The following is a 13727-nucleotide window of genomic DNA, read 5'->3' as shown; positions in this document are numbered from 1 at the left end:
CCGTATCGCCCTGGCCGGCGCGTCGGCGGAACCGCCGGGATCCGGTACCGCTACCTCGGCACCCGCACGCTCGTCGACCGACCGAAACGGGCCCACATGATCCGCTGGACGAGGAGGGTTCCGACGCCGGCGAGGATCATGCCCGCCAGGTTCACGCCGAGCTGCACGAAGGAGGCGCCGACCTCGTCCCAGTGCGCGAGCGCGATGGCCACGGCGATGTTCCCGGCCGCGGGCACGGTGGTGACCGAGATGAAGACGCCCACCAGCACCGAGGACTTCCTGGCGGTCATCGACAGGATCCCGGCCACGCCCGCCAACACCGCCACCACGAACGACCAGCGATCGGGGTGGATGATGAAGCTGGTCAGCGGCCGGTCGTCGAGCATGCTCGGCTCGATCCAGCCCAGGAGTCGGCTGAGGACGGCGAAGACCAACGTGATCGCGACGGCCACCGAGTACCCGATCGCGAGCGTGCGCGCGGCGGCGCCGATCAGCCGTAGGTCGCGTTGCAGCACACCGAAACACATGGCGGCGACGGGCCCGAAGTCGGGGCCGAGCACCATGGCGCCGACGATGAGGATCGGCTGGTCCAGCAGCGCACCGATCGCCGCGATCTGCACCGCCAGCGCGAGGAAGGCCATATAGGACCAGGTCATGCGGGTCTCGGCATTGGTGCGGGCAGAGAGCTCTTCCCAGACCACGGCGTCTTCGGGGTCGCCCGGGGCCGCATCCCCAGCGCCCTCCGCCGCGGTCGAGATCGACAGGTCGACGTGCTCGACGGCGATGCCGCCCGAGTCCTTCAGCCCGAGCCCGCGCAGCTCGGCGAGGATGCCGTTGGCGCCTTCCCTGGCCACGTCGAACTCGACGACGTCGCCCGCCGGGTCGTAGGCGGCGCCGGGCAGCTTGATGACGTTGACGGCCGCGGGGCAGTCGGCGGCGATGGCCAGCACCTCGTCGGTCCGGTCGGCGGGGCTGATGACGCGAACGTGCAACACGTTCGGGATTCTCTCCCACTCCGGGGCGGGGCCGTCCGTCCGGTCCGGGGATCGCCGTGTCAGCGGCCGTGTCAGCGCGGCGTCAGCGCCATGACAGGACGGCCGCCCATAGTTGCCTCGTCAACGAGAAACGCACTACCGCAAACGCCAAGGAGCACAACGACATGCAGCACTTCGACACCCCCACCGCCATCACCGCCGTCGTCGAGATCCCCGTGGGGCTCATCCAGATCACCGCCTCCGAGCGCACCGACACCACTGTCGAGGTCGCGCCCTCGAACCCCAAGAAGGACCGCGACCGGAAGCTCGTCGAGCAGACCACGGTCGAATACGTCGATGGCGTCCTGCGGGTCGTGTCCCCGGTGAAGAACCAGCTGGGCAACCCCGGCGCGATCGACGTCAAGGTCGAGCTTCCCGTCGGTTCCAAGATTCAGGCGAAGGCGGCCAGCGGCGAGTTCCGCACCGACGGCAGCCTCGGCGAGGTCGCGTTCGAAGGCGCGCAGGGCAGGATTCAGGTCGCCGACGCCGCCGGCGGCACCTTCACCCTCGCCGCCGGTGACATCGCGGTCGGCCGCCTCGGCGGCTCCGCGACCGTCAGCACCCAGAAGGGCGACATCCGCATTGATGAAGCGGTGAGCGGCACGCTCGAGTTGAGCACTCAGGCCGGCGCGATCTCGGTCGTCGCCGCCGAGGGTGTCTCGGCCGCGCTGGACGCCGGCACCGGCTACGGCCGGATCGCCAACGCGCTCAAGAACACCGAGGGCACCCCGGACCTGAGCATCCGGGCGAGCACCTCTTACGGGAACATCGAGGCCCGCAGCCTGTAAGACGATGCGCACCACCGAGAGCCCGACGGCACACCGCCGTCGGGCTCTCGGTGGTCATCGCCAGGTTCTGGGGTCCTCGGCGGGGTTGGCGTACATGGGCGGGCGGCCGTGTTCGATCGCTTCGGGACGCAGTTCGTAGTGCCAGGGCTCGTTCCGGTAGATCTGGCACAGTCCGTACCGGACGCCGTGCTCGGACAGCCAGGCCGCGGCCTCGGGAGGGCCGATGTCGACCGCGTTGCCCGCCACGTGCGCCGACGTCTCCGCGGTGGACACCCAGCGGGCGGCCGCCTGTTCCGATCCGTACTCGGCGACCGCCTCTCGGCGAAGCTGGCGCTGGTACTCAGGGGAACGCCAGCCGCTGTTGACGAAGCACTCGACGCGCTCGGCCGCGGCGTCCTTCGCGGCCTGTCGGAGGGCGCCGAGGAGCGCCGGGTCGAGTTTGGCGACGCCCGGGACCTGGTCGTCGAAGACGCTCGTGCGGTAGGGGACGGCGCCGTCGGCCACGCCGAGCGCGCCGCGATCGCGGAGCAGCCGGTAGCCGAGGGCCCGGGCGATCGCCGCGATGACGGCGAGCAGGCCGGCGGCGGCGCTCCTGCGCAGCCGGAGGGTCATGGTCCGTGTCGTTTGGCTGTGGGACATGCCTTCAGTAGAGGCGGCGCGGTGTTGTCGGCACGTTCGCGGTTTTCGATATGCCGACGATAGGTGCGGGCCCGTAGCATCGTGGCACTATGCGCGTGCTGATCGTCGAGGACGAACCCTTTATGGCAGAGGCCATCCGCGACGGACTCCGGCTGGAGGCGATCGCCGCCGACATCGCCGGCGACGGCGACACGGCACTGGAGCTCCTGAGCGTGAACGCCTACGACATCGCGGTCCTCGACCGCGACATCCCCGGGCCCTCCGGGGACGAGGTCGCCGCGCGCATCGTCGCCTCCGGCAAGGGCTGCCCGATCCTGATGCTCACCGCCGCCGACCGGCTGGACGACAAGACCTCCGGGTTCGAGCTCGGCGCGGACGACTACCTCACGAAGCCGTTCGCGCTCAAGGAACTCGTGCTCCGCCTCAGGGCCCTCGACCGCAGGCGCGCGCACCACCGGCCGCCCGTGCGCGAGATCGCGGGCCTGCGCCTGGACCCGTTCCGCCGCGAGGTCTTCCGCGACGGCAGGTATGTCGCGCTCACCCGGAAGCAGTTCGCCGTGCTGGAGGTGCTGGTGGCGGCCGAAGGCGGGGTCGTGAGCGCCGAGGAGCTGCTGGAGCGTGCCTGGGACGAGAACGCCGACCCGTTCACCAACGCCGTGCGCATCACGGTCTCGGCGCTGCGCAAACGCCTCGGCGAGCCGTGGGCCATCGCGACCGTGCCCGGCGTCGGCTACCGCATCGAGGCGGACGCGGACCGTGGATAGGCGGCCCGGCCCGAGCGTCCGGCTCAAACTCACGATCAGCTACGCCGCGCTCCTGCTCATCGCGGGGGCGCTGCTGCTCGCGGTCGTCTGGCTGTTCCTCCTGCGCTATGTGCCCCGCGAGGCGATCAGCCTCGGCGAGCCTTGCGAACCCGGCACCGCGGGCCGATGTCCTCCCACGTTCTTCATCCCCGGCCGCTTGGACCTCTGGCGCGCCTTCGCCCCGAAGGCGGCCTTGTTGATGGGCCTGCTCTTGGTGTTCGGTCTCGCGGGCGGTTGGCTGCTCGCAGGCCGGATGCTGGCGCCGCTCAACCAGATCGCGAACGCCACCCGCGTCGCTGCCAAAGGCGAACTCGCCCATCGCATCCGGCTGCCGGGCGGGCGCGACGAGTTCCGCGAGCTCGCGGACGCGTTCGACGCCATGCTCGAACAGCTCGAAGCGCATGTGAGCGAGCAGCAGCGGTTCGCCGCCAACGCCTCGCACGAGCTGCGGACGCCGCTGGCGACGACGCAGGCGCTCCTCGACGTCGCCCGCCGCGACCCGATCCCGGGCGCTGAGGAACTGGTCGAGCGCCTGCACTTCGTGAACGCCAGGGCGATCGACCTCACCGAGGCGCTGCTCCTGCTCAGCCGCACCGGCAGGCGCGCGTTCACTCTCGAGCCGGTGGACCTGTCGCTCGTCGCGGAGGAGGCCGCCGAGACGCTGCTCCCCCTCGCCGAACGGCACGGCGTGAACGTCGAGGTGTCGGGCGACATGGCCTCGGCGGAGGGCTCGCCCGCGCTGCTGCTGCAGATGACGGTGAACCTCCTGCACAACGCGATCGTCCACAACTTGAGCGAGGACGGCACGGTGTGGATCGAAACGGCCGTGCTCCCGGACGCCACGGTGATCACGGTCGAGAACCGGGGTGCCAAGCTCACTCCGTACCTGGTGTCGACGCTGACCGAGCCGTTCCAGCGCGGTACGCGGCGCGTCCGCGGCGACCACGCAGGGGTCGGGCTGGGCTTGGCGATCGTCGACAACATCGTCAAGGCCCACCACGGCAGGCTCACGTTGACCGCCCGTCCTGACGGCGGGCTCCGGGTGGAGGTCCGGCTACCCGTCGCCGAGGTCGCGCAGGAACCGCGATGACCGTCCTGTCTGGATGGTGTAGCCGCGGCGCTGATAGAAGGCGTGGGCCGCTTCGCGGTGGTCGCTGCTGGTGACTTCCATGGCCCGACATCCGCGGCTCGCCGCAAACGCTTCGGCGGCGGTCACCAGGCGCCCGCCGACGCCCTGGCCCCGGGCCTCGTCGGCGACGACCAGCGCCGCGATCCGGGCCCAGGAGCCGGGGCGTTCGAAGGACGGGCATATGTGGACGGCGATGAGCCCCAGCACGGTGCCGTCGAGGTCGGCCGCGAGGGCCGCGCTCGACGGGTCGTCGCTCCAGGCCTGGAGGCGTGCGGCCGTCGCCGCCGTGTCGTCTTGCGCGTATCCGAGTTGCCGCAGCAGGTCTGCCACGGTCTCGGCGTCGTCGCGGTGCAGCGGTCGTATCCGGATGGCGGTCTCCTAGGCGACGGGGAAGTCGAAGTACGTGTTCGGGTGCGGCTCGTTCTTCAGCGTGTAGTGCCACCACTCCCATTGGTATGGGAGGAAACCACAGTCCTCCATGATGGAGCGCAGGAGTGCGCGGTTCGCGGCCTCGGCAGGGGTGATCCCGGGCGCGCCGTGATGCGAGACCGGGTCCATCAGATCGTGGTGGCCGCCCATGGGGACCGGTGCGCCGGTGTCGTGGCGGCAGAGTGTGAGGTCGACGGTGCCGCCCCGGCTGTGGCCCGACTTCGGTGCGACGTACCGCTTGGCGACCATCTCGGACCGGTCGATGTTCGGGTAGTGGCTCGCCTTCGTGCGGCCGTCCTCGGGTTGCGCGGCCCAGCGCAGGAAGTGGTCGACGGCGCGCTGCGGGCGGTAGGCGTCCCAGACCAGCAGACCAAGTCCAATCGACGCCGCTTTCCCCTGTGCCTCGACCAGGGCCGCGCACAGCGCTCGCGTGCCGACGACGCGATTCACCAGGTACCCGTCGACCGGTGCGCCGATGAAGTTCTCAGCGGTCGCGTAGGTCGCGTCCCAGCGTATGCCGGGCACCAGTTCGTCCACGTAGGCGAAGTCATCCCGCAACGGCCGTTCCCTCCAGCGCCAGTGCGACCATCCGGTCGATCACCTCGGCAAGCGGCAGCCCCGAGGCCGACATCATTCTCGGATAGCGGCTGTAGGAGGTCAAGCCGGGCATGGTGTTGACCTCGTTCAGGACTACGCTCCCGTCTGCCTTGAGGAACAGGTCCACCCGCGCCAGCCCCCGGCAGCCCAGGGCCCGGTAGATCGCCTTCGCCGTCTCCTGGACGAGCGCGCGCGACTCGGCGGGGATATCGGCGGGGACGATGAACTGGGAGTTCTCGGAGCCGCGCTCGGGCTCGGGCTCCTGGTGGATCCTGAAGAAGCCGTGGGTGAGCGCGACGCGATCCACCTCCGCGGCGAACAGCTCAGACTCATTGCCCAGGACGGCGCAGCCGATCTCGCTGCCGTCGACGGCCTCCTCGATCAGGACCTTCGAGTCGTACTGCCGCGCGGTCGCCATCGCGTTCTCCAGGTCCGCTTCCTCGGTCACCTTGGTGACGCCGAACGACGATCCCGAGCGGGCGGGCTTCACGAAGACCGGGTACGGGAGCGTCTCTGCGTCGATCTTCTCGTCGGCGTCGACGGTCCAGAACGCCGGCGTCGCGATCCCCGCGTGGCCGACGACGAGGTAGGTGAGGGTCTTGTCCATGCACAGCGCGGAGCTCTGGACATCGCAGCCCGCGTAGGGGATGCCGGAGAGCTCCAGCAGCCCCTGGATCGCGCCGTCCTCGCCGAACCTCCCGTGCAGGACGGGCACCACCACGTCGAGGCCGATCGTCTTGTACTGTCCCCCATCGAGAACGAGCAGACCGGGCGAACTCCGGTCCGGCGACAGCACCGCCGGGCGGCCGTCCTCCCAGCCCGGAGGGGGGCTATCGCAAAGCCTCCAGGCGCCGCTCCGGGTGATGCCGACGTAGAACGGCTCGTACCTCGTGAGGTCGAGGCTGTCCGCGACCTCGCGCGCGGACTTGACGGAGACGGGGTGCTCCTCCGAGCAGCCTCCGAAGACGATGCCGACCTTCAACCTAGCCATGCCGGGTCCTTCCTTCGAAATTCAGGCAGTTCACAATGGAGTTCTCGACGGTGTCGATGAGGGCGTGGTCCGTGTAGTAGGCGATGTGCGGGCTGATGAGCGCGTTCGGCAACTGCTGCAGGCGAAGCAGCGGCTTGCTCTCGACGGGCCGGTCCCGGCGATCGGCGTAGAAGACGCCCTCCTCGCCTTCGAGCACGTCCAGCGCCGCGCCGCCCAGCCAGCCGCTCTCCAGCGCCGAGGCCAGGGCCTCGGTGTCGATGAGCGCTCCGCGACCGGTGTTGACGACGTACGCGCCGTGCTTCATCCGCGCGATGCGCTCGCGGTTCAGCAGGTGGTGGGTGCCCGCGTTGAGCGGGGTGTGGAGCGTGACGATGTCGCTGTGCCGCAGCAGTTCATCGAGCGGAACGTAGTCGGCGTCGGTTTTGGGGCTGTTGTCGTGGGCCAGGATGCGGCAGCCGAAACCGCGCAGCCGGTCCACGACCGCCGAACCGATCCGGCCCGTGCCGATCACCCCGATACTCAAGTCGCGAAGCTCTTTCCCGCGCACTTCGTGGAGTCGGTAGTCGTGGACGTCGGCGCGGAGGACGGTGGATTTCGCGTGCCGCACCGCCATCAGCATGAGCATCAGCGTGTAGTCCGCGACGCTGTGGGAGGAATAGGCGACATTGCCGACGGCGATGCCGAGGCTTTCCGCGTACGCCACATTGATGTGGTTGAAGCCGATGCTCCTCGTGGAGATGTAGGCGACCCCTACCCGGCTCAGCGCGCGCAACATGGCACTGGTGATGCGGGTCTTGTGGCCGATGCTGATGCACCGATCGCCCACGGCCAGATCCACATTGCCCTCTGACAGCGCCGCCTCGACGATGCGGGGCACGGCACCGAAACGAGGCGCCAGCTCCCGGAACAGCGCGGCCTCGTCCTCACCGCACCCGTAGATCGTGATCCCGACCGGTTCCCTGTTCGTCATGCCGCATAGTCAAAGCGACAAGGCGTTACCGGAGCGTATGCCGTTTTCGATACGCCGGCGATAGGTCGGGTCTATCGCGGGCGTATCGAAAACCGGATACACGCTGACAACAAGCCGCCGCCTTGACTGGACGCATGACCCGAACCGAACCGTTCCTGCTCACCGACCGCCCCGAGGCCCGAGCATGATCCCGCTCAGCCTCGGCGAAATCGCCTCGATCGTCGGCGGCACGATCGAGGGCGACAGCACCGTCACGGTCACCGCGCCCGCCGTGCTCGACGGCCGCCAGGCCGAACCGGGCGGCCTCTTCGTCGCCTTCGACGGCGAGCACGTCGACGGCCACGACTACGCCGAACAGGCCGGACAGGTCGGTGCGGTCGCCGTGCTCGGCTCCCGGCCCACCAAGCTGCCGACCATCGTCGTCAAGGACGCCCAGGCCGCGCTGCAGGCACTCGCCGCACACGTCGTGGCCCGCCTGCGCGACCGGCTCACGGTCGTCGGCGTCACCGGCTCCCAAGGCAAGACCAGCACCAAGGACCTGGTGTCGGCGGTGCTGTCGAGCACCGCGCCCACGATCGCCGCACTCGGCTCGCTCAACAACGAGCTCGGCGTCCCGATCACCATGCTGCGCGCCGACGCGGACACCCGTTGCCTCGCTTTGGAATTGGGAGCCCGCCGCGTCGGCGACATCGCCGCGCTCACCGACCTCGTCGCCCCCGACGTCGGCATCGTCCTCAACGTCGGCCAAGCCCACCTCAGCTATTTCGGGACGCGCGCCGCGATCGCCAAGGCCAAAGGCGAACTGGTGCAAGGGTTGACACCCGGCGGCACCGCCGTCCTCAACGCCGACGATCCCGCGGTGGTCGCGATGCGCGCGCATACGGGTGGCCCGGTGCTGACCTTCGGCCGGGCCGAGCACGCCGATGTGCGCGTGCTCGACCTGACACTGGACCGGCTCGGCAGGCCGTCTTTCAGGCTGCGGACCGCCGACGACTCGGTTCCCGTCAGGCTGCCGCTCGTCGGCGCCCACCAGGCGCTCAACGCGGCCGCCGCCGTGGCCGCGGGACTGGCGGCCGGAGTACCGCTCGACAGGTCGGCGAAGGCACTGGCCACCGCTTCACTGTCGAAGTGGCGCATGGAACTGCGCGAACTCGCGAACGGCGTGACGCTGCTCGACGACTCCTACAACGCCAACCCCGACTCGGCCCGCGCCGCCCTGGACGCGCTGGACGCGATCGAGAGCGGACGCCGCATCGCCGTCCTCGGCGACATGGCCGAGCTCGGCGACGACAGCGAGACCGAGCACCGCGCCATCGGAAAGTACGCCGCCTCCCGGGCCGACGTCGTGGTCGCGGTCGGCGCGGCCGCCCACCTGATCGCCGACGGCGCGGGCGACCGGGCGGTGGCGCTGGCCGGCAACGACGCGACCGTCGACTGGCTGCGCGGCAACCTCGCCCCCGGAGACCTGGTGCTCGTCAAGGCCTCCCGCGAAGCACGCCTCGACGAGGTCGCCGCCGCACTCGCATAGGTGCGGTCGAAGTGTGTTCGCCTGTCCTGCAGAGGAATCGAGCGAGCCTCGGGTGAGGCTCGCTCGATGCGTTCAGGTCAGCGGACGGGGGCCGAATTCCCGTGAGGATGACCAGTACCACCTTCGGTTCACGGTGAGCACGGCGGAAGTGTTGCCGGCATGGTCGGTCGCGCGGGCCTCGACAAGGTCACGCGAGCGGACGCGGAGCTCGCCGGCGTAGGTCTTCCAGTCGCCGCCGTTGACGCGGTATTCGATCTGTGCGACACCGGAACCGACGTCAGTGGCCGCAAGGGCCAGGCGTGTCGGTGCCAGAGGGTGCGGGGTGTCGCTGCATGGGGTGGCCTTTCGGCTGGGGGGCACGACCTCAGTAATATGTTACATATTACTGAGGTCGTGTGAACCCGTCAGTCCCCGCTCGTGAACCGCTTCGTGATGTCCGCGATGACCGGTCGGACGATCATCCACAGCGAGGCGGCGAACGCCCAGCCCAGCAGGAGCAGCACCGCCTCGGAGGACAGGACCACAGTGGCCGTCGCGACGATGAGGAGCGCGAGGATGCCGAGGGAGGACTTCCAGGAGAGGAAGAACTCCGCCGCCGCCACCCGGAGCACGTCCCGGAATCGGAACGAGAAGAACGAGCCCACCACGAGCAGGTGCCCCGACCACACGGCGAGCACCACCAGGAGCACGGCGCACACGGGCCGCAGCATCGCGCCGCCGGCGACCTGGTCGGCGAAGAGGACGTTCACCGCGAGCACGGTCGTCAACGCGAGCACCGGTACCCACCAGGACAGCGTGTCCCGCAGGTTCATCCGGAGCCCGCGGAAGAGCGGTCGGGCCGGGCTCAGGTCCGGTTCCTTCGCCCAGGACCGATGCGCGTACAGCGCCGCCGAGAGCGCTGGCGCGACCGGCAGCAGCGCGGCCACGAACCACGCCACGTTCCCCGGGGCAGGGGCGAGCAGCATCCAGATCAGCAGTGTCGGCACTCCCGCGACCGCGAGGAACACCCCGAGGACGAGGTACCGGTAGACCGCGGCGGTGAACCGGGAGAGCACTCCCGGTCCGATCTCCCCCGCGTGCTGCTGCGTGCTCATGCCGCCGCCCCTTCCTTGTCCCGCATCAACCCTTGACCGATCCGAGCATGACACCCGACACGAAGTACCGCTGCACGAAGGGGTACACGCACAGGATCGGGATGACGGTGAGGATCATCGTCACCGCCTGGATGTTCGCGGAGACCTGCGCGGTCGTGCTTCCCGCGGCCGCCGCGCCTTCGGACGCCGTCGTGGAGGCCCCCGCGATGAGATTGCGCAGGAACAGGGTGATGGGGAACAGCTCGCTCTTGTCGAGGTACAGGAACGCGGCGAACCAGTCGTTCCAGAACGCGACCGAGTAGAACAGCACCATCGTGGCGATCACGGCCTTCGACAGCGGCAGCACGATCCGCCCGAAGATGCCGTACCAGCCGAGCCCGTCGATCTGCGCGGCCTCTTCGAGCTCCTTCGGCAGGTTCTCGAAGAACGCCTTCATGACGAGCAGGTTGAACACCGAGATCGCGCCGGGGAGCACGAGCGCCCACATGGTGTTCTTCATGCCCAGCGAGGAAATGAGCACGTAGTTAGGCACGAGGCCGCCGTTGAAGAACATCGTGAACACGGCGATGCCGATGAGGACCTTGCGGCCCTTGAGGTGCGGCTTCGACAGCACGAACGCGTAGGTCGTGGTCAGGGTCATGGCGATCGCCGTGCCGACCACGGTGTACAGCACCGAGTTGCCGTAGTTGCGCCAGAAGATGTCGTTCGACATCACCGCGATGTAGGTGTCCACATTGAAGTCGACGGGCAGGAAGTTCACCTTGCCGGCCTTGATGGCACCGGAGGAGCTGAACGACTGGGCGAGCACCGTGATGAACGGGTACAGCATTCCCAGGCACAGCAGCACGAGGAAGGTCGCGTTGAACGCGCCGAAGACGCGCTCGCCCCTCGTACGCTGCGTCGCTCGCGGTCCCCCGGCAGGCAGGGTCCCGGTCATCGTGCGGATATCGGTCACCACAGGCTCGTCCCCGTCGTCCGCCGCGAGATCAGGTTCGCGGAAAGCACCATCACAAGGCCGATCAGCGCCTGGAACAGGCCGATCGCCGTCGCATAACTGAGATTGTTCGACACGAGGCCGACCCGGTAGAGATAGGTCGAGATGACGTCGGCCGTCTCGTACGTCAGCGGGTTGTACAGCAGGAACACCTTTTCGAAGCCCACGTTGAGGAACGACCCGATGTTGAGGATCAGGAGCGTGACCATGGTCGGGCGGATGCCCGGCAGCGTGACGTGCCAGGTCTGGCGCCACCGGCCCGCGCCGTCGATCTTCGCCGCCTCGTAGAGGGAGTCGTCGATCGAGGTGAGCGCCGCCAGATAGAGGATCGTGCCCCAGCCGACGGTCTGCCACACTTCGGATCCCACGTAGATGAAGCGGAACCACTCGGCGCGCTGCAGGAACGGGATGCCCTCGCCGCCGAAGGCGCCGACGATCTGGTTCACCGTGCCTTCCAGCGAAAGCAGCTGCATGAGCATGCCGACGATGATGACGATCGACAGGAAGTGCGGCAGGTAGGAGATCGACTGCACGATCTTCTTGAAGTACCGCTGCCGCACCTCGTTCAGCATGAGCGCCAGCACGATCGGCAGCGGGAAGCACACCACCATGGACAGGCTGCCCAGGATCACGGTGTTCGTGAAGACATGCCAGAACGACGGGTCGTTGACGAACATCTCGATGTAGCGCAGGCCGACCCATTCGTCGCCGAAGATGCTGCCGCCGGGGCGGAACCTCCGGAACGCGATGACGTTCCCGAGCATCGGACCGTACTTGAAGATCAGGAAGAAGATCAACGGCACGATGGCCAGCGTGTAGAGCTGCCAGTCGCGTTTGAACGCGGTCTTCCAGCTCTGCTTGCGCTTGCGGGGACGCGCCTTCGGCTTGCCCGCGGGTGGGCGCGGGGGCCCGTCGAGTGCGGCGCCCGCGGCGGCCCCGCGGGCCTCGGCCCGCGGGGACTGCTCGTCTTGTTTGAGGGGCATAAGTGCTCCCTCCCGTCCGCGCCGGGGCCGCGGCCCCGGCGGCGGATCAGGAGTTCTCCTCCTCGAAGCGCTCGCGGGCGGTGTTGATGAGGTCGACGTACTGCTGGAGGCCCTGGGCCTCGAGCTCGCCGACGTAGGCGTCCCATTCGGCGATGTCGCGGTCGCCCATGATGAACTGCAGCGTGGCGGTGTCCACGGTGTCCTTCAGCGGGGTGGCGAGGAGCGAGGACTGCTCCAGCTCCATCTCGTCGAGCGGCGCGGGCGGGTTCGGGTCGCGCGGGGTGCGGCTGGAGAGCACGGAGTCGATGTACTCGACGAAGGTCGGCGAGTTGTAGGACTCCTTCAGCGCGCGCGACTCGGTCGAGTCGGCGAACACGGCGTTCGACCAGCCGAGGTCCTTCTGGAGGTCCGTCGCCCCACCGGGGTTGAGGCCGTAGGCGTCGAGGCGGTACTCCGGGTTGAGGGTGATCTTGCCGCTGGCGTCCTTCGTGTAGGTCTCGTCGAGCACGCCCCAGCGGAGCAGCTCGCGGGCCTCCTGGTTGTAGTACAGCCAGTCGAGGAACTGCAGGATCGCGATGAAGTTCTCGGAATCCTTGATCTCCGAGTTCAGCATGAAGCCGTTCCAGAAGTTGCGCGGCTCGACCACCTGTCCGGCCGGGCCGCCGGGCGGGGCGATCTGCAGGATCTCGTAGTTGCCCTCGCCGACCGTCTCGTTGAGGGCCGTCGCGAACTCGATGGCGGTGCCGGCCGAGCCGGACGCCGCGAACACGAGGTTCGCCGCGACCTTCTCGGTCACACTGCCGCCGCCGCTGCCGTCGTTCGCCGCGGTCATCGAGTCGGTGTCGAGGAGGCCGTCCTCCACGAGGCCGCGGAAGTATTCGACCATCTGCTTGTAGCCCTCGGACACGGCGGTGTACTGGAGGTTGCCGGAGCCGTCGTCCATCATGCCGGGACCGAAGCCCCAGCCGGCCTGCGCGCCGAAGGCGTGCGCGGCGTAGTTGAGCATCGAAGCGCCCTCGAAGCCGTCGGCGAGGGGCTTGGAGTCGGGGTACTCGGCCTTGATCTTGACCAGGGCGGCGCGCATCTCGTCCCAGGTCTGGGGGATGCCGCCGGCGACCTGCTCGAAGACGTCCTTGCGGATGACGAGCGTGAACACGGGCACCGACACCTCCTGGAGGCCGGGCAGCATGTAGTACTTGCCGTCGGCCTGCTTCAGGTTGTCGATCATCTCCCCGAGGTCCCACTCCTCCACGTACTTCTGGAAGTTGGGCATGTGCTCGACGTATTCGCTCATCGGCAGGATCGCGCCGGAGGAGACGAACGAGTTCTCCTCACCGGTGTAGACCAGCGGGATGACCGTGGGCGCGTCGCCCGCGCTGATGAGGAGACTGCGCTTCTCGGTGGCGTCACTGAACGGGATGTTCGTGACTTCCATCGTCACGTTGGTGCGCTTCTCAATCTCCTTGAAGAACTGCCACTTGTCGGTGATGGGCAGGTCGGGCCAGTCCGTCCACAGGACCGAGAGAGTGAAGGGCTCCGTCGCCGTGAACTGCGTGTCAGCTGCGAAATCCTCCATCGCGCCCTTGGACTGCGCGTCGACGTCGATTTCGTCGCCGCCGTCGTCACTGGTGCAGGCCGCGAGCGCGGCCATGCCCGACGCGGCGAGCGAGAATCCGATGACTCCGCGGCGGGTGGCTCCGATGGGCGTCCGCCCGAACACACTTGACATGTCTCTCCTCCTTGAGATT

The 13727-nt window shown here is 68.6% G+C and carries 15 protein-coding genes; 4 read left to right on the top strand and 11 right to left on the bottom strand.

The annotated features are described in order from the left end of the window. Positions 1 to 50: 50 nt before the first annotated feature. Positions 51 to 995: a DUF389 domain-containing protein gene (locus tag ACFO8M_RS14890; protein WP_387976781.1), complete on the bottom strand. Its 945-nt coding sequence runs from the start codon at positions 993 to 995 to the stop codon at positions 51 to 53. Between the two features lie 164 nt (positions 996 to 1159). On the opposite strand from ACFO8M_RS14890, the gene ACFO8M_RS14885 reads away from it, so the two are divergent. After that, positions 1160 to 1822, top strand: a complete 663-nt coding sequence (locus ACFO8M_RS14885) for a DUF4097 family beta strand repeat-containing protein (protein WP_387976778.1) — start codon at positions 1160 to 1162, stop codon at positions 1820 to 1822. Positions 1823 to 1876: 54 nt separating this feature from the next. On the opposite strand, the gene ACFO8M_RS14880 is transcribed toward ACFO8M_RS14885, so the two are convergent. Beyond that, on the bottom strand, positions 1877 to 2461 hold the full coding sequence (locus tag ACFO8M_RS14880; RefSeq protein ID WP_387976775.1) for a M15 family metallopeptidase: 585 nt from the start codon (positions 2459 to 2461) through the stop codon (positions 1877 to 1879). An 89-nt stretch (positions 2462 to 2550) separates the two neighbouring features. Between ACFO8M_RS14880 and ACFO8M_RS14875 the strand changes: the two genes are divergently transcribed. Further along, on the top strand, positions 2551 to 3225 hold the full coding sequence (locus ACFO8M_RS14875) for a response regulator transcription factor (protein WP_387976772.1): 675 nt from the start codon (positions 2551 to 2553) through the stop codon (positions 3223 to 3225). Next, on the top strand, positions 3218 to 4354 hold the full coding sequence (locus ACFO8M_RS14870; RefSeq protein WP_387976769.1) for a sensor histidine kinase: 1137 nt from the start codon (positions 3218 to 3220) through the stop codon (positions 4352 to 4354). Before ACFO8M_RS14875 ends, ACFO8M_RS14870 begins: the two co-directional genes overlap by 8 nt. On the opposite strand, the gene ACFO8M_RS14865 is transcribed toward ACFO8M_RS14870, so the two are convergent. The 4 genes from ACFO8M_RS14865 to ACFO8M_RS14850 are packed head-to-tail and all read right to left on the bottom strand — an operon-like array spanning position 4319 to position 7380. Continuing rightward, on the bottom strand, positions 4319 to 4723 hold the full coding sequence (locus ACFO8M_RS14865; RefSeq protein WP_387976766.1) for a GNAT family N-acetyltransferase: 405 nt from the start codon (positions 4721 to 4723) through the stop codon (positions 4319 to 4321). The two genes, ACFO8M_RS14870 and ACFO8M_RS14865, sit on opposite strands and share 36 nt — an antisense overlap. Positions 4724 to 4771: 48 nt before the next feature. Further along, positions 4772 to 5380, bottom strand: a complete 609-nt coding sequence (gene vanX / locus ACFO8M_RS14860) for a D-Ala-D-Ala dipeptidase VanX (protein WP_387976763.1) — start codon at positions 5378 to 5380, stop codon at positions 4772 to 4774. Continuing rightward, positions 5370 to 6410, bottom strand: a complete 1041-nt coding sequence (gene vanA / locus ACFO8M_RS14855) for a D-alanine--(R)-lactate ligase (protein WP_387976760.1) — start codon at positions 6408 to 6410, stop codon at positions 5370 to 5372. Before vanA ends, vanX begins: the two co-directional genes overlap by 11 nt. Beyond that, a complete protein-coding gene (locus ACFO8M_RS14850; RefSeq protein ID WP_387976758.1) occupies positions 6403 to 7380 on the bottom strand; it encodes a D-isomer specific 2-hydroxyacid dehydrogenase family protein in 978 nt (325 codons plus the stop codon). The genes vanA and ACFO8M_RS14850 overlap by 8 nt, the downstream gene beginning before the upstream one ends. A gap of 184 nt (positions 7381 to 7564) precedes the next feature. On the opposite strand from ACFO8M_RS14850, the gene ACFO8M_RS14845 reads away from it, so the two are divergent. Continuing rightward, positions 7565 to 8908 (top strand): UDP-N-acetylmuramoyl-tripeptide--D-alanyl-D-alanine ligase, encoded by a 1344-nt coding sequence (locus ACFO8M_RS14845; RefSeq protein ID WP_387976755.1) that lies wholly within the window; start codon positions 7565 to 7567, stop codon positions 8906 to 8908. A gap of 72 nt (positions 8909 to 8980) precedes the next feature. On the opposite strand, the gene ACFO8M_RS14840 is transcribed toward ACFO8M_RS14845, so the two are convergent. The 5 genes from ACFO8M_RS14840 to ACFO8M_RS14820 are packed head-to-tail and all read right to left on the bottom strand — an operon-like array spanning position 8981 to position 13708. After that, complete coding sequence (locus tag ACFO8M_RS14840) at positions 8981 to 9268, bottom strand: OmpL47-type beta-barrel domain-containing protein (RefSeq protein WP_387976752.1); 288 nt, start codon at positions 9266 to 9268, stop codon at positions 8981 to 8983. A gap of 44 nt (positions 9269 to 9312) precedes the next feature. Beyond that, positions 9313 to 10002 carry a glycosyltransferase gene (locus ACFO8M_RS14835; RefSeq protein ID WP_387976749.1) on the bottom strand — a complete coding sequence of 230 codons (690 nt, stop codon included), beginning with the start codon at positions 10000 to 10002 and terminating at the stop codon, positions 9313 to 9315. Positions 10003 to 10027: 25 nt separating this feature from the next. Beyond that, complete coding sequence (locus ACFO8M_RS14830; RefSeq protein WP_387977451.1) at positions 10028 to 10939, bottom strand: carbohydrate ABC transporter permease; 912 nt, start codon at positions 10937 to 10939, stop codon at positions 10028 to 10030. Between the two features lie 14 nt (positions 10940 to 10953). Further along, positions 10954 to 11979: an ABC transporter permease gene (locus ACFO8M_RS14825; protein WP_387976746.1), complete on the bottom strand. Its 1026-nt coding sequence runs from the start codon at positions 11977 to 11979 to the stop codon at positions 10954 to 10956. A 46-nt stretch (positions 11980 to 12025) separates the two neighbouring features. Continuing rightward, positions 12026 to 13708, bottom strand: coding sequence for an ABC transporter substrate-binding protein (locus ACFO8M_RS14820; protein ID WP_387976743.1), 1683 nt, complete (start codon positions 13706 to 13708; stop codon positions 12026 to 12028). Positions 13709 to 13727 lie beyond the last annotated feature (19 nt).

The sequence above is a fragment of the Glycomyces rhizosphaerae genome (assembly GCF_042647865.1).
Lineage (GTDB): Bacteria > Actinomycetota > Actinomycetes > Mycobacteriales > Micromonosporaceae > Glycomyces > Glycomyces rhizosphaerae.
Note: the sequence above shows the minus strand (reverse complement) of the source record. Positions and strands in the feature narration are given on the sequence as shown.

Coding starts and splice junctions, on each gene's coding strand:
- vanA (WP_387976760.1), bottom strand. CDS start 6,410: ATGGCTAGGTTGAAGGTCGGCATCGTCTTCGGAGGCTGCTCGGAGGAG.
- ACFO8M_RS14850 (WP_387976758.1), bottom strand. CDS start 7,380: ATGACGAACAGGGAACCGGTCGGGATCACGATCTACGGGTGCGGTGAG.
- ACFO8M_RS14835 (WP_387976749.1), bottom strand. CDS start 10,002: ATGAGCACGCAGCAGCACGCGGGGGAGATCGGACCGGGAGTGCTCTCC.
- ACFO8M_RS14875 (WP_387976772.1), top strand. CDS start 2,551: ATGCGCGTGCTGATCGTCGAGGACGAACCCTTTATGGCAGAGGCCATC.
- ACFO8M_RS14830 (WP_387977451.1), bottom strand. CDS start 10,939: ATGACCGGGACCCTGCCTGCCGGGGGACCGCGAGCGACGCAGCGTACG.
- ACFO8M_RS14820 (WP_387976743.1), bottom strand. CDS start 13,708: ATGTCAAGTGTGTTCGGGCGGACGCCCATCGGAGCCACCCGCCGCGGA.
- ACFO8M_RS14880 (WP_387976775.1), bottom strand. CDS start 2,461: ATGTCCCACAGCCAAACGACACGGACCATGACCCTCCGGCTGCGCAGG.
- ACFO8M_RS14845 (WP_387976755.1), top strand. CDS start 7,565: ATGATCCCGCTCAGCCTCGGCGAAATCGCCTCGATCGTCGGCGGCACG.
- ACFO8M_RS14885 (WP_387976778.1), top strand. CDS start 1,160: ATGCAGCACTTCGACACCCCCACCGCCATCACCGCCGTCGTCGAGATC.
- ACFO8M_RS14825 (WP_387976746.1), bottom strand. CDS start 11,979: ATGCCCCTCAAACAAGACGAGCAGTCCCCGCGGGCCGAGGCCCGCGGG.